The following is a 14,220-nucleotide window of genomic DNA, read 5'->3' on the forward strand; positions in this document are numbered from 1 at the left end:
CCGGAGATCGTGGCGGGGACATGGAAGGCGGCGCGGGCGGAGGATGGCGAGATCACCGAGACCGACGCCCGCGAGGCGCTGACCCGGCTCGATCCCCTTTGGGACGAACTCTTCCCGGCCGAGCAGGCGCGCATCGTCGGGCTGCTGGTCGAGCGGGTCGAGATCGGCACCGAAGGGCTGAACGTCCGCCTGCGCATGGACGGGCTGGCGACACTGGCGCGCGAAATCACCACCGACATTGGAGCTGCCGCATGACCCGCGCCACGCCGATCCCCGACACCGTCACCATCCACGTTCCATTCCGCATCATCAAGCGCGGCGGACGGAAGGAGATGCAGCTGCCTGCAGACGTCCCGACTCAGCGCCGCCCCGACAATGCCCTCGTCAAGGCGCTGGCCCGGGCCTTCCGATGGAAGCGGATGCTCGAGTCGGGTGAGGTCACCACCATCGCTGAATTGGCTGAGCGTGAAGGAATCGCGGTGTCGTACGTCACCCGGCTTCTACGACTGACGCTGCTTGCGCCAGACATCGTGGAGGCCATTCTCGACGGGCGGCAGGGGCCGGAGGTGACGCTGGCGCGGTTGATAGAGCCGTTCCCATTGGAGTGGCAAGCGCAAGGGGCCCTTGATAACAAGCAGTGACCAGAATGGGCACTGATGGACTGGCTTGCCCCGGCTTACCCTGCTAGGATCCCCGAAATCTTCGAGAGGACAGGGATGGTTATGCAGCCCGAACCCGCGATGACTGTTCGCGACGTCGCTGGCTACCTGAACGTCGATGAAAAGACGGTCTACCGCCTGGCCAAGAGGGGTGAACTGCCCGGCTTCAAGGTTGCAGGCTCGTGGCGCTTCAAGAGGGCCGATCTGGACGCATGGATCGATCAGCAGAAGCAGGCTGCGCAAGATAATTCCGGGGGCGGGCATTGAGTGAACTGAACATCAGCAATTTCATCTGGAACATCGCCGACGATATCCTGCGCGACGTCTATGTCCGGGGAAAGTATCGGGATGTCATTCTGCCGATGACGGTGATTCGGCGTCTTGATGCGGTGCTGGAGCCAACCAAGGACGCCGTGCTCGCAATGAAGACGCAGCTCGACAAGGCTGGCGTTGCCAATCAGCACGCCGCGTTATGCCAAGCCTCTGGAGAAGCGTTCTACAACACCTCGCAGTTCCGCCTGCGCGACCTCACATCCCGCGCGCGGCGCCAGCAGTTGAAGGCGGATTTTGAAGCTTACCTCGATGGCTTCTCGCCGAACGTCCAGGAGGTGCTGGACAAGTTCAAGTTCCGCAATCAGATACCGACCCTGGTCGAAGCTGACGCGCTCGGTTTCCTGCTCGAGAAATTCCTCGATCCATCGGTCAACCTCAGCCCGAAGCCTGTGCTGCATGCCGATGGCACCGTGCGCCTGCCGGGCCTCGACAACCACTCCATGGGTACGATCTTCGAGGAGCTGATCCGGCGCTTCAACGAAGAGAACAACGAGGAAGCCGGCGAGCACTTCACCCCGCGCGACGTGGTGGAGCTCATGTCCCATCTCATCTTCATGCCGATCGCCGACGACATCCAGTCGGGCACCTATCTCGTCTATGACGGGGCGTGTGGTACCGGCGGCATGCTGACCGTGGCGGAAGAGACGTTCACCAGGCTCGCGACTGAGCACAGCAAGGAGGTCTCGGTCCATCTCTATGGCCAAGAGGTCAACCCCGAGACCTTCGCCATCAGCAAGGCCGACTTGATCCTGAAGGGCGAAGGGCTCGAAGCCGAGAACATGAAATTCGGCTCCACGCTCTCGTCGGACGCTTTCCCGTCCCACGAGTTCGACTTCATGCTGTCGAACCCGCCCTATGGCAAATCGTGGAAGACCGACCTCGAACGCATGGGCGGGAAGAAGGACATTCGCGATCCTCGCTTCCTGATCGAACATGGCGGCGACCCGGAATTCAGCCTGATAACCCGCTCCAGCGACGGCCAGATGGTGTTTCTGGCCAACATGCTCAGCAAGATGAAGACGGCCTCGCCCCTCGGCAGCCGCATCGCCGAAGTCCACAACGGATCGTCGCTTTTCACCGGCGACGCCGGATCGGGCGAGAGCAACGTTCGGCGCTGGGTGATCGAGAATGACTGGCTGGAGGCCATCGTCGCCCTGCCGCTGAACATCTTCTACAATACCGGGATTGCGACCTACATCTGGGTGCTGAGCAACCGCAAGGCGGAACACCGCCGCGGCAAGGTGCAACTCATCGACGCCACGTCCTGGTTCAGGCCATTGCGCAAGAACCTGGGCAAGAAGAACTGTGAACTGGGGCCCGACGATCTTCGCCGGATCACCGACGCCTTCATGCAGGGCCGTGAGGACGAGACGTCGAAAATTTTCCCCAACGCGGCGTTCGGCTACTGGAAGGCCACCATCGAACGCCCGTTGCGCCTGAAGGTCGAACTGTCGGACGTCGCGTTGCGCCGCTTCCGCAAGTCCTGCGCCGATGTGGGCGAGGCCGATCTGGCGCGCGCTGTCGAGGCCGTCGCCGAACATGCGGGCGCCGGCCCGCATCTCGACTTCAACCGCCTCGCCGAGCAGGTTGAGGCGGCGGCCGCCGGGCTTGGCATCCGGATGACCGCCAAGCGGCAGAAGCTGCTGATGTCGGCGCTGGGGGTGAAGGCGGCCGAGGCAGCGCCGGTGATCCGCAAGGTCACGAAGCCGAAACCCGGCGCCGATATCGACCATGACGCGCTGCACGGCAGCTATCGCACCAGCATCGACGGCAAGCCGGTGGTGGTGGAATACGAGCCGGATAGCGACCTGCGGGACACCGAACAGGTGCCGTTCCTTGAGGATGGCGGCATCGAAGCCTTCGTGCGACGCGAGGTGCTGCCCCATGCGCCCGACGCATGGATCGACGCCTCGAAGACCGTGATCGGCTACGAGATCAGCTTCACCCGGCATTTCTACAAGCCGCAGCCGCTGCGTTCGCTGGACCAGATCGAGGCGGACATCCGCGCGCTGGAGAGGCAGGCCGAGGGCCTGCTGGAGGATGTGCTGATCGGGGGCCGGGGCGCATGACGGCGCGCGCGCTCACCTTGGCACCGTCGGCGGAATGTGGGGGACTTGCCCCCTATGCCTCCTATCGCGACAGCGGGTTGCCTTGGCTCGGCGCGATCCCGTCCCATTGGGATGTACGGCGCAACGGCCGCCTGTTTGCCGAGAGAGTCGAGACCGGCTTCGAGGATCTGCCGATCCTGGAGGTTTCGCTGCGCACGGGCGTCCGGGTCCGTGACATGGAGAACGGCGCGCGGAAACAGCAGATGGCGGATCGCAGCAAGTACAAGCGTGCCGCCAAAGGTGACATCGCCTACAACATGATGCGCATGTGGCAGGGCGCGGTGGGCGTCGCACCCGAGGACGGCCTGATCAGCCCGGCCTATGTCGTCGCGCGACCGTTCCCCGGGGTCGATCCGCGCTACTTCACCTATCTTTTCCGCACATCCGCCTACACGCGCGAGGTGAACAAGTTCTCGCGGGGCATCGTCTCGGATCGCAACCGGCTTTATTGGGACGAGTTCAAGCAGATGCCGTCTGCCTTTCCTCCGACCGGGGAGCAGGCGCGAATCGCGGAGTATCTCGATGCCCACGGTCGTCGGACGGCCCGCCTGATCCGCAACAAGCGGCGGCTGATCGGGCTGTTGAACGAGCAACGCCAGGCGATCATCAACCGCGCCGTCACGCGCGGCCTGAACCCCGCCGCCCCGATGAAGCCCACCGGCATCGACTGGATGCCCGAAGTTCCGGTGCATTGGGAGGTGAAGCGGATAAAGAATGTCGTTCGCGAAAAGGATACCAGAAGCGGGACGGGCCAGCACGAATTGCTATCGCTTACGCGGAAGCATGGTCTTGTTCGACATTCTGATGTAGCCAGCCGACCGGCGAGCGCGGCAGATTTTACGAATTACAAAGTGTGCCTGCCGGGCGAGATTGTAATGAACCGGATGCAAGCATGGTCAGGAATGTTCGGGCTGGCAAGTGAAGAAGGTATGGTCAGCCCAGATTACGCGGTGTTTGTGCCGACTGGAGACTGCGACGCGGAATATCTTGCGACACTCTTCAAGACGCCAATATTCGTTCAGCAATTCGCGATACGCTCTCAAGGCATTGGCGATGGGTTCAATCGGCTCTACACGCCGACAATGGGTGGCATCTCGATTGTCGCTCCGGGCATTATCGAGCAACGGCAGATTTTGGAGCATATTGAGGATGAGACTCACGAACTCAGCCAACTGCAAATTCGGTTGGAAAGTGAGACTGCACTGATCCGCGAATACCGTGAACGCCTGATCGCCGATGTCGTCACCGGCAAACTGGACGTGCGCCACATCGAGATCGTGGCACCCGCCGACGAACCGGCCATCGACGAGGACGACGCGCTGGACGAGGACCTGGACGCCGAGGGCACCGACGAACTGGCGGAGGATGAGGACTGACCATGCCGCCGCCCGCCGCCCCGAAGATCTATCCAGCCATCCCGGCCTGCGGGTCGGCGGCTGCGTGCCCTTCTACTTCTGCCCGCGCTCGATCATGCTCTATCTGATCCATTGCGCGAACCATGCCGAGCTTGCCTATCGCGGCGGCCAGGGACCGATCGTCCATCTGGAGGCCGACCTGCGCGACAGCGTGGCCTGGGCGGATCAGAACCGGTCCCGCTGGGCCTTCACCCTGTCGAACGCCGGGGCCTATTACTTCGAGGACAGGGCCGACCTCGGGCAGCTTGATGCCATCAACTGGGACGCGGTCCAGACGAACCGCTGGGCGGGGAACGGCATCTCGCGCTCGGTCAAGGAAGGCAAGCAGGCGGAATTTCTCATGGAACGGGCTTTTCCATGGCAGCTTGTGACCCGGATCGGGGTAAGGTCGCAGCAGGTCTACGGGCAGGTCAGAGCGGCCTTGCAGGCGGCGGGCCATAAGCTGCATGTCGAAATCAAGCCGGATTGGTACTATTGATGGGGAGGGAGGCAGCGATGTTCGAATACAAGACGGGCGATATTCTGGCCGCTGATGCCGACGCCCTGGTGAATACGGTGAACTGCGTCGGCGTAATGGGCCGAGGGATCGCGCTTCAGTTCAAGAACGCGTTTCCAGAGAATTTCCGCGCCTACGAGCAAGCCTGCAAGCGTGATGAAGTCCGGCCCGGCCATATGTTCGTCTTCGAGACCGGCCAGCTGACCAGCCCGCGATACATCATTAATTTCCCGACCAAGCGTCACTGGCGCGGCAAGAGCCGTATGGAAGACATCGACGCGGGTCTGAAGGACCTGCAGCGCGTGATCCGGGAAAAGAAGATTCGCTCGATCGCCATTCCCCCACTTGGCAGTGGGCTGGGTGGCCTCGACTGGAATGAGGTCCGACCAAGGATCGAAGCGGCGCTGTGCGGCTTCAACGACCTGCATGTCATCATCTTCCAGCCGAATGGCGCACCGGAAGCGGCCCAGATTGCAAGGCGGCAGACGGCGCCGAACATGACCCCCGGCCGTGCGGCGCTGGTCGGGCTGATGGACAGGTATCTCAGCGGGCTGCTGGATCCGTTCGTGACGCTGCTTGAAGTGCACAAGCTCATGTACTTCATGAAAGTCAGCGGCGAGCCGTCCATGGAACGGCTCCGGGTGGTGAAGGGCCCGTACGGCCCGTATTCGGAGAACCTGACCCACGTCCTGCGCGAGATCGAAGGATATTTCGTCTCCGGCTACCGCGACGGGGGCGATGCGCCCAACAAGCAGCTCGAGCTTGTGCCGGGAGCGGTGAAGGACGCCGACGAATTCCTCGGAGAGCATCCGGACACGCGGGCCCGTTTCGACAAGGTGGCCAGCCTCGTCGAAGGCTTCGAGACGCCTTTCGGGCTTGAGCTTTTGTCAACGGTCCACTGGGTGATCACGCACGAGTCCCCGCACTCGATCAATGAGGCGGTCTCCAAGGTCTACGGGTGGAATGATCGCAAGAAACAGTTCTCGCCGAGGCAAGTCGCACTGGCGGCGGAGGTCCTTCAGAAGAAGGGCTGGATAGATGCCGGTGCATTGCAGGCGGGCTGATGACGACGGACACCAGCGAGAAAGGCCTCGAAGCCCTCATCGTCCGCTCGCTCATTGACGAGGCGGGTTACGTTGCCGGGGCTTCGAAGGATTTCGACCGGGACCACGCCGTTGACCTGACGAAGCTGTCCGACTTCCTCAACGCGACACAGCCCGAGGCCGTCGAGGCGCTCGGCATCGGCGAGGATGGACCGAAGCGGCTGCAGTTCCTGCACCGGCTGCAGGGCGAGATCGCCAAGCGCGGCGTCATCGACGTGCTGCGCAACGGCGTGAAGCACGGCCCCGGCTCGGTGGAGCTGTTCTTCGGCACGCCCACCCCGGGCAACGCCAAGGCCGAGGTGTTGTTCGCCGCGAATATCTTCAGCGTCACCCGCCAGCTGCACTATTCGAAGGACGCCACCAAGCTGTCGCTCGACGTGGCCGTCTTCATCAATGGCCTGCCGGTTGCCACCTTCGAGCTGAAGAACAGCCTGACCAAGCAGACGGTCGAAGACGCGATCGAGCAATACAAGCGCGACCGCAGTCCGAAGGAGTTACTGTTCCAGTTCGGCCGCTGCGTCGTCCACTTCGCCGTGGACGATCACGAGGTACGGATGTGCACCCAGCTGAAGGGCAAGGCGTCCTGGTTCCTGCCGTTCAACAAGGGCTGGAACGACGGCGCGGGCAATCCGCCGAACCCTCATGGGCTGAAGACCGACTACATGTGGAAGGAGTACCTGACGAAGCGAAACCTCACCGACATCCTTGAGAACTATGCGCAGGTGGTCGAGGAGGTCGACGAGCGCGGCAAGAAGAAGCCGCCGAAGCAGGTCTTCCCGCGGTTTCACCAGCTTGACGTGGTGCGCAAGCTGCTGGCCGATGCCGAAGCCGTAGGGGCCGGAAAGCGGTACCTGATCCAGCACTCGGCCGGTTCGGGCAAGAGCAACTCGATTGCCTGGCTCGCCCACCAGTTGATCGGCCTGGAGACGGCCGGAACGATGACCTTCGACTCCGTCATCGTGGTCACCGACCGGCGCGTTCTGGACAAACAGATCCGCGATACGATCAAACAGTTCGCGCAGGTGTCATCCGTCGTGGGCCACGCCGAAAAGTCTGGCGACCTGCGCGCCTTCCTGAAGGCCGGCAAGAAAATCATCATCACGACGGTGCAGAAGTTCCCCTTCATCCTCGACGAGATCGGCGACGAGCACCGTGGGCGAACCTTCGCCATCATCATCGACGAGGCCCATTCCAGCCAGGGCGGCCGCACTGCCGCGAAGATGAACATCGCGCTCGCGGCGAATGGCGCCGAGGAGGAGGACGAGACGGTCGAGGATGCCATCAACCGGCTGATGGAAGCTCGGAAGGTGCTGTCGAACGCCAGCTATTTCGCGTTCACCGCCACGCCAAAGAACAAGACCCTGGAGGTATTCGGCGCTCCGGTCCCGCAGGGCGACAAGGTCAAGCACGTGCCTTTCCACAGTTACACGATGAAGCAGGCGATTCAGGAGGGCTTCATCCTCGACGTGCTGAAGCACTACACGCCGGTCGACAGCTACTACCGGCTCATGAAGACGGTTGAGGACGATCCCAAGTTCGACACGAAGCGGGCGCAGAAAAAGCTGCGCAAGTATGTGGAATCCCATGACCATGCGATCCGGAAGAAGGCCGAGATCATGGTCGATCACTTCCACGACCAGGTCATCGCGCACCGCAAGATCGGCGGTGCGGCCCGGGCGATGGTCATCACCAACGGGATTCAGCGCGCGATCCAGTACTTCCACGCCTTCCAGGCCTATCTGAAGGAACGCAAGAGCCCGTACCAAGCCATCGTCGCCTTCTCGGGCGAACATGAGTATGGCGGCCAGAAGGTCACGGAAGCGACGATGAACGGCTTTCCGAGCAGCCAGATCGAGGAGCTGATTCAAAAGGATCCGTATCGCTTCCTGATTGTCGCGGACAAGTTTCAGACCGGCTATGACGAGCCGCTGCTGCACACGATGTACGTGGACAAGACGCTGTCCGGCGTGAAGGCGGTGCAAACCCTGTCGCGGCTGAACCGGGCACATCCGCAGAAGCACGACACCTTTGTTCTCGACTTCATGAACGACTTCGACGCCATCAAGGCATCCTTCGAGCCGTACTATCGGACCACGATTCTCAGCGAAGAGACCGATCCTAACAAGCTGCACGATTTGAAGGCCTCACTGGACGGCTACCAGGTCTATTCTTGGGAACAGGTGGAGGACTTGGTGGCGCTCTACCTCGGCGGCGCAGACCGGGACAAGCTCGACCCGATCCTCGACGCTTGCGTGGCCGTATACAAGGCAGACCTCGACGAGGACGGACAGGTCGACTTCAAGGGCAAGGCGAAGGCGTTCACCAGGACATACGGCTTCCTGGCTGCGATCCTTCCCTTCAGCAATGCCGATTGGGAGAAGCTGTCGATCTTCCTGAATTTCCTGACGCCGAAGCTGCCGGCCCCGGAGGAGCCGGACCTGTCAAAGGGTATTCTCGAGGCAATCGACATGGACAGCTATCGGGTCGAAGCTCAGGCAACCATGGCCATCGTGTTGCCCGACGCAGACGCAGAAATCGAGCCCGTGCCGACCACGGGGGGCGGCGGCCGGCCCGATCCAGAGCTTGATCTCCTGAGCAATATTTTAAAGATTTTCAACGAGATGTTCGGCAATATCGAGTGGAAGGACAAGGACAAGATCGGGAAGGTGATTGCAGAGGAACTGCCCGCGAAAGTCTCGGCGGACAGGGCGTATCAGAACGCCATGAAAAACTCGGACAAGCAGAACGCCCGGATCGAGCACGACAAGGCACTTGAACGCGCAGTGATCGAGCTGCTCTCCGATCATACCGAGTTGTTCAAGCAGTTCTCCGACAACCCGTCGTTCAAGAAATGGCTGTCCGAAACGATCTTCACAGCGACATACGCCGATGCATCGTAACGGCGAGACCGGAAAAGTTCGACGTGAGGGGCCATAGGAAGCGAAGGGAACCGGGATCGGAGTCCGCGCTGGCGCGAAATAAAATCGTTTATAGTCAGATGATTACAGGCTGTTCACCGAAGCGGCGCAGTCAACAGGTCTGGAGAATATCGGCCCCGAGAGAACACTTTCAGGCTTATTGGCGGCAGGGTCAGTGTTCAGCCCATCCCGCATAACCCTTGAAAACAACGGAAAAATCCGGCCGCGGCCGGATCGGCAGAACGCTTTCGCGGGGGCAACTGGCGGAGAGGGTGGGATTCGAACCCACGGAACCCGTGAAGGCTCAACGGTTTTCGAGACCGCCCCGTTCGACCACTCCGGCACCTCTCCGCGCTCTTGGGTGGTGGCGGGGATTTAGCCGCAGCGGGGTTGAAGCGCAAGGGGCTTCGCGCCAAAAACGCGAAAGTTTTGCAACCGGTCCTGAACTCCCGTCGCGGCCGCAGAAAAGGAACCCGCCGATGCCGCTGCTGATCGGGCCGCTGGCCCATCCCCTGCTGCGCCAACGCCTTGCGCCCGAGGCCACGCCGGCCGAGCCACTGGTCGGGCATGCGCTGGTGCCGGAGCCATGCGCCGGCATTGCGGCCGGCTGCTGGCCGCGCCTGCAACCGGCCGGAACCGACTTGCCGCTGTGGCAGGCGGAATGGACGCCGGCGCTGCGCCGCTATGCCGCGATCCTGAAGCTGGAACCCTGCCAGGTCGGCGGGCGCGACGCGCTGGGGGCTTCGCTCGACGGTCCGGGTCCGCAGGACCAGACCGGCTGGCAGCCCGAACTGGCCGCCGCCATGGCCGACCAACTGCTCGCGCTGCCCCAGGACCAGCCGGCCGAACAGGTCCGGCGCCGGTTGCCGATGATCGCGACCTGGGTCGCCTCGCGGCTGCGCGCCGCCGAGACCGCCGCCTTGCCCGGCGTCGGGCCGGCGGGGCAGGGGCGCTGGGACCTGCTCTCGATCAGCGAGCCATATGCCGCCTATTTCTCGGTCGAGGAGGCGCGGCTGCGTCACCTGCGCCACGGCGGCGGCTGGACGCCCGAGTTGCTGCGGGCGGTCTTCGTCTCGGGCGACGCGACGGTGGTGCTGCCCTGGGATCCGCGCCGTGACCGGGTGATGCTGATCGACCAGTTCCGCGCCGGCCCGGCCTTGCGCGGCGATGCCCAGCCCTGGCTGCACGAGACCGTGGCCGGCCGCGTCGATGCGCTCGAGACCCCGGCCGAGGCGGCGCTGCGCGAGGCGGTCGAAGAGGCCGGGCTCCGGATCGAGAGGCTGATTCCCGGCCCGCACAACTATCCCAGCCCGGGGGCGGTGGCGGAATACCTGTATCTTTACATCGGCATCGCCGATCTGCCGGACGAGGCGGCCGGCATCGGCGGGCTTGACAGCGAGGACGAGGACATCCGCAGCCACCTGATCCCGCGCGCCGAACTGACCCGCATGGCGCTGGCGGGCGAGATCCGCAACGGGCCGCTGCTGAACCTGGCGCTGTGGCTGGAACTGCGCCACGAGGCGTTGCGACGCGGGTCGTGACCTGCGCCGGGGCGGGGTTGCCGCCATCCGGTTGTGGCGTGTAAACCAAGGGCGATCCCTTCCGCGAAAGGCCACGCCATGCGCATCTGCCCCGACCTCGCCTCTGCCATCGGCAATACTCCCCTGATCCGGCTGAACCGCGCCTCGGAAGAGACCGGCTGCGAGATCCTGGGCAAGGCCGAGTTCATGAACCCAGGCCAGTCGGTCAAGGATCGCGCCGCGCTCTACATCATCAGGGACGCGGTAGCGCGGGGCGAATTGCAGCCGGGCGGCACCATCGTCGAGGGCACGGCGGGCAACACCGGCATCGGCCTGGCGCTGGTCGGCGCCTCGATGGGCTTTCGCAGCGTCATCGTGATCCCGGAAACCCAGAGCCAGGAGAAAAAGGACATGCTGCGCCTGGCCGGGGCCGAACTGGTCGAAGTGCCGGCGCAGCCCTACAAGAACCCGAACAACTATGTGCGCTATTCCGGCCGGCTGGCCGAAGAACTGGCGCGGACCGAGCCGAACGGCGCCATCTGGGCCAACCAGTTCGACAATATCGCCAACCGCCAGGCGCATCTGGAAACCACCGGCCCCGAGATCTGGGAACAGACCGGCGGCAAGGTAGACGGCTTCGTCTGCGCCGTGGGCTCGGGCGGGACGCTGGCCGGCGTCGCCATGGCGCTGCAACCCAAGGGCGTGAAGATCGGCCTGGCCGACCCCGAAGGCGCGGCGCTCTACAGCTTCTATACCGAGGGCGTCTTCGAGAGCCCCGGTTCCTCGATCACCGAGGGCATCGGCCAGGGCCGCATCACCGCGAACCTGGAGGGCTTCACCCCCGACATGGCCTGGCGCATCTCGGACGCCGAGGCGCTGCCGGTGATCTTCGACCTGCTGGAACACGAAGGGCTGTGCCTGGGCGGCTCGTCCGGCATCAATGTCGCCGGCGCGATCCGCATGGCGCGCGAGATGGGACCGGGTCACACCATCGTGACGGTGCTCTGCGACTATGGCACGCGTTACCAGACCAAGCTGTTCAACCCAGAGTTCCTGCGCGCCAAGGGCCTGCCGGTGCCGGAATGGATGGCGCGCAAACCCGCCGATCTGCCCGAAGTGTTCGAGGACTGACCGACCCATGCCCCGTCTTGCTGCCGTGCTGCCGCGCCTCGCCGCGCTTGTCGTCGCGCTGTTTCTGGCGCTGACCCTGCCGGCCGTGGCGCAGGACCCGCAGGCGCCGGATTACAACGCCTGGAACAAGCTCGCCGACCAGGCCGAGCAGATCCTGCAATCCGACCAGGCCAACGACAAGCGGCTGCAGACCATCCGCGATTCCGTGGTCGAGTGGCGCGAGCGGCTGAAGCAGGCCCAGGGCATCAACGCGACCCGGATCGCGACGCTGAAGGACCAGATCAACGCCCTGGGGCCGCCCCCGGCCGAGGGCCAGACCGAATCCGACGACATCGCCGCGCGCCGCAAGGAGCTGAACGAGCAACTCTCGACCCTGCAGGCGCCGGGGTTGCAGGCGGTCGAGGCTTATGGCCGCGCCGACGGCATCGTCACCCAGATCGACCAGACCATCCGCCAGCGCCAGGCGCATGCGCTGATCCGCAAGACGCCTTCGCCGCTGAACCCCGCGAACTGGGGCCCGGCGATGGTCGAGGCGGCCAATGTCGGCCGGCAGATCTATGCCGAGGCGCGGAGCCGCTGGGACGACATCGGCGGGCTTTCGGGCTTTACCGACCGGCTGCCGCTGGTCGGGGGCTTCCTGCTGGTGGCGCTGATCCTGCTGACGCGCGGGCGGCACTGGATCGACTCGCTGCCCTCGCGGCTGTCGGCGCGGGCCGGCGAACGCTCGCGCGCGGCGCTGGTCTTTGGCGTGTCGCTGGGCCAGATCGCGATTCCGCTGATCGGGGTGATGCTGGCCGCGGCGACGCTGATCGCCACCGATCTCTTCGACGACTGGGGCATGCCGCTGTTGCGCTCGGTGCCGGCCTCGGGCCTGTCGTTCTTCGGCGGCATCTGGCTGGCGCGCCGGCTGTTTCCCGAGGAGGGCACCGCGGGCGAGGCGCCGCTGCCGATGAACGAGGCGCAGCGGCGGCGGTCGCGGTTCCGCGCCACGCTGCTGGCCATGTCGCTGGCGCTGCACCAGCTCATCGCGCGCTCGGTGCTGCCGCTCTCGGGCTTCAACAGCGACAATGACGCGAATACCGTGCCGGAACGGCTGGGCGAGGCCTCGGCCGGAGTCTGGCATTTCCTGCTGATCCTGTTCGGCGCCTTCTGCCTGTTCCAGTTGGCGAATCTGCTGCGCCGGCTGCGCCCGTCCGAGGTGTCGGATGCGCCGGATTACCGCGTGCGCATCGTAGCCTTCCTGGGCGCGATGGCGCGGATCGTGGCGCTGGCCGCACCGCTGGCCGCGGCGGTGGGCTATGTCACGGCGGCCAATGCGGCGCTGTGGTCCTCGGTCATGACGCTGGGGCTGGCGGGGCTGCTGATCGTGCTGCAGGACTTCATCGGCGACCTCTATGCCATGGCCAAGGGCGGCGGCGCCGCGGCCCGCGACGCGCTGATGCCGGCGCTGATCGGCTTTGCCCTGGTCTTGGCCTCGCTGCCGCTGTTCGCGCTGATCTGGGGCGCGCGGGTCAGCGACCTGGCCGAGGCCTGGACCCGCACCCAGCAGGGTTTCAGCCTGGGCGGGGTCACGCTGTCGCCGATGGCGATCCTGACCTTCGTGCTGGTCTTTGCCGTCGGCTATTTCCTGACCAACTTCATCCAGGGCGCTTTCCGCAGCTCGATCCTGCCCAAGACGCGGCTGGACCGCGGCGGGCAGAACGCGGTCGTCTCGATGATCGGCTATGGCGGGCTGGGGCTGGCGGCGCTGCTGGCGATCACCGCGGCCGGGATCAACCTGACCTCGCTGGCCGTGGTCGCCGGTGCCCTGTCGGTCGGCATCGGTTTCGGCATGCAGCAGGTGGTGTCGAACTTCGTCTCGGGCATCATCCTGCTGGTCGAGCGCCCGATCGCCGTCGGCGACTGGATCGAGGTCGGCGGCCAGCAGGGCGTGGTCAAGAAGATGGCGGTGCGCGCCACCCAGATCCAGACCTTCGACCGCACGCAGATCATCGTTCCGAACTCGAACCTGATCACGCAGCCGGTGACGAACTGGACGCGCGGCAGCCTGCAGGGCCGGATCATCGTGCCGATCACGGTCGGCGTCGGCTCGGACGGCCGCATGGTCGCCGCCCTGCTGCGCGACATCGCCGAGGACCAGCCGACCGTGCTGGTCAACCCGGCCCCCGCCGTCCTGCTGCGCAGCATCACCCCGACGGGACAGAATTACGAGCTGCGCGCGATGCTGTCGGACATCAATGCCGGCGTCTCGGTCGTCTCCGAGATCAACCACCAGATCTTGGAACGCTTTGCCGCCGCGGGGATCGTCCTGCCCGGCATCGTCAGGGGATCGCAGGACATCTACCTGCACCGCGCCGAGCCTGCGGCCGAGGAGGCGCCCGCCGCCACCCCCGCGATCCCGCCCGAGGCGCCCGCGCGGCCGGTCGCAGAGGACCAGCGGCCCACGCAGGAGTTCGAGGGCCATGAAAGCGGCGAATACGGTCCCGCCGGCGTCAACAACGACGGCCGCGACGACACCGACCGCGACTGATCCTGGC

Annotated in this window: 10 protein-coding genes, 1 tRNA gene and 1 pseudogene; 11 read left to right on the forward strand and 1 reads right to left on the reverse strand. The window is 64.6% G+C overall.

Annotated features, from left to right (window positions below):
• From E3D03_RS09460 to E3D03_RS09495, 8 genes and pseudogenes are all read left to right on the forward strand, one after another.
• Positions 1-255: pseudogene (locus E3D03_RS09460) on the forward strand (recombinase family protein); the annotation flags it as partial.
• Positions 252-641, forward strand: a complete 390-nt coding sequence (locus tag E3D03_RS09465) for a hypothetical protein (RefSeq protein ID WP_263566753.1) — start codon at positions 252-254, stop codon at positions 639-641. The pseudogene E3D03_RS09460 and the gene E3D03_RS09465, both read left to right, overlap by 4 nt.
• A gap of 15 nt (positions 642-656) precedes the next feature.
• Entirely contained in the window at positions 657-926 is a 270-nt protein-coding gene (locus E3D03_RS09470; RefSeq protein ID WP_263566754.1) for a helix-turn-helix domain-containing protein, read from the forward strand.
• Positions 923-3,061 (forward strand): class I SAM-dependent DNA methyltransferase, encoded by a 2,139-nt coding sequence (locus tag E3D03_RS09475; protein ID WP_263566755.1) that lies wholly within the window; start codon positions 923-925, stop codon positions 3,059-3,061. The genes E3D03_RS09470 and E3D03_RS09475 overlap by 4 nt, the downstream gene beginning before the upstream one ends.
• Complete coding sequence (locus E3D03_RS09480; protein ID WP_263566756.1) at positions 3,058-4,476, forward strand: hypothetical protein; 1,419 nt, start codon at positions 3,058-3,060, stop codon at positions 4,474-4,476. Before E3D03_RS09475 ends, E3D03_RS09480 begins: the two co-directional genes overlap by 4 nt.
• On the forward strand, positions 4,466-4,993 hold the full coding sequence (locus tag E3D03_RS09485) for a DUF4433 domain-containing protein (RefSeq protein ID WP_263566757.1): 528 nt from the start codon (positions 4,466-4,468) through the stop codon (positions 4,991-4,993). Before E3D03_RS09480 ends, E3D03_RS09485 begins: the two co-directional genes overlap by 11 nt.
• A gap of 17 nt (positions 4,994-5,010) precedes the next feature.
• A complete protein-coding gene (locus E3D03_RS09490) occupies positions 5,011-6,075 on the forward strand; it encodes a macro domain-containing protein (protein ID WP_263566758.1) in 1,065 nt (354 codons plus the stop codon).
• Complete coding sequence (locus tag E3D03_RS09495) at positions 6,075-9,014, forward strand: type I restriction endonuclease subunit R (protein WP_263566759.1); 2,940 nt, start codon at positions 6,075-6,077, stop codon at positions 9,012-9,014. The genes E3D03_RS09490 and E3D03_RS09495 overlap by 1 nt, the downstream gene beginning before the upstream one ends.
• A 279-nt stretch (positions 9,015-9,293) precedes the next feature.
• Here E3D03_RS09495 and E3D03_RS09500 read toward each other — a convergent pair.
• A tRNA-Ser gene (locus tag E3D03_RS09500) sits at positions 9,294-9,383 on the reverse strand.
• Positions 9,384-9,511: 128 nt separating this feature from the next.
• Here E3D03_RS09500 and E3D03_RS09505 point away from each other — a divergent pair.
• From E3D03_RS09505 to E3D03_RS09515, 3 genes are all read left to right on the forward strand, one after another.
• Entirely contained in the window at positions 9,512-10,573 is a 1,062-nt protein-coding gene (locus tag E3D03_RS09505) for an NUDIX domain-containing protein (RefSeq protein ID WP_062560960.1), read from the forward strand.
• Positions 10,574-10,651: 78 nt separating this feature from the next.
• Complete coding sequence (locus E3D03_RS09510) at positions 10,652-11,683, forward strand: cysteine synthase A (RefSeq protein ID WP_263566760.1); 1,032 nt, start codon at positions 10,652-10,654, stop codon at positions 11,681-11,683.
• A gap of 7 nt (positions 11,684-11,690) precedes the next feature.
• Positions 11,691-14,213 (forward strand): DUF3772 domain-containing protein, encoded by a 2,523-nt coding sequence (locus E3D03_RS09515; RefSeq protein WP_263566761.1) that lies wholly within the window; start codon positions 11,691-11,693, stop codon positions 14,211-14,213.
• Positions 14,214-14,220: the final 7 nt, after the last annotated feature.

Origin of the sequence: Paracoccus sp. DMF (assembly GCF_004407025.1) — a bacterium.
GTDB classification, from domain to species: domain Bacteria; phylum Pseudomonadota; class Alphaproteobacteria; order Rhodobacterales; family Rhodobacteraceae; genus Paracoccus; species Paracoccus aminovorans_B.

Coding starts and splice junctions, on each gene's coding strand:
- E3D03_RS09505 (WP_062560960.1), top strand. CDS start 9,512: ATGCCGCTGCTGATCGGGCCGCTGGCCCATCCCCTGCTGCGCCAACGC.
- E3D03_RS09490 (WP_263566758.1), top strand. CDS start 5,011: ATGTTCGAATACAAGACGGGCGATATTCTGGCCGCTGATGCCGACGCC.
- E3D03_RS09510 (WP_263566760.1), top strand. CDS start 10,652: ATGCGCATCTGCCCCGACCTCGCCTCTGCCATCGGCAATACTCCCCTG.
- E3D03_RS09495 (WP_263566759.1), top strand. CDS start 6,075: ATGACGACGGACACCAGCGAGAAAGGCCTCGAAGCCCTCATCGTCCGC.
- E3D03_RS09480 (WP_263566756.1), top strand. CDS start 3,058: ATGACGGCGCGCGCGCTCACCTTGGCACCGTCGGCGGAATGTGGGGGA.
- E3D03_RS09465 (WP_263566753.1), top strand. CDS start 252: ATGACCCGCGCCACGCCGATCCCCGACACCGTCACCATCCACGTTCCA.
- E3D03_RS09470 (WP_263566754.1), top strand. CDS start 657: ATGGACTGGCTTGCCCCGGCTTACCCTGCTAGGATCCCCGAAATCTTC.
- E3D03_RS09485 (WP_263566757.1), top strand. CDS start 4,466: ATGAGGACTGACCATGCCGCCGCCCGCCGCCCCGAAGATCTATCCAGC.
- E3D03_RS09515 (WP_263566761.1), top strand. CDS start 11,691: ATGCCCCGTCTTGCTGCCGTGCTGCCGCGCCTCGCCGCGCTTGTCGTC.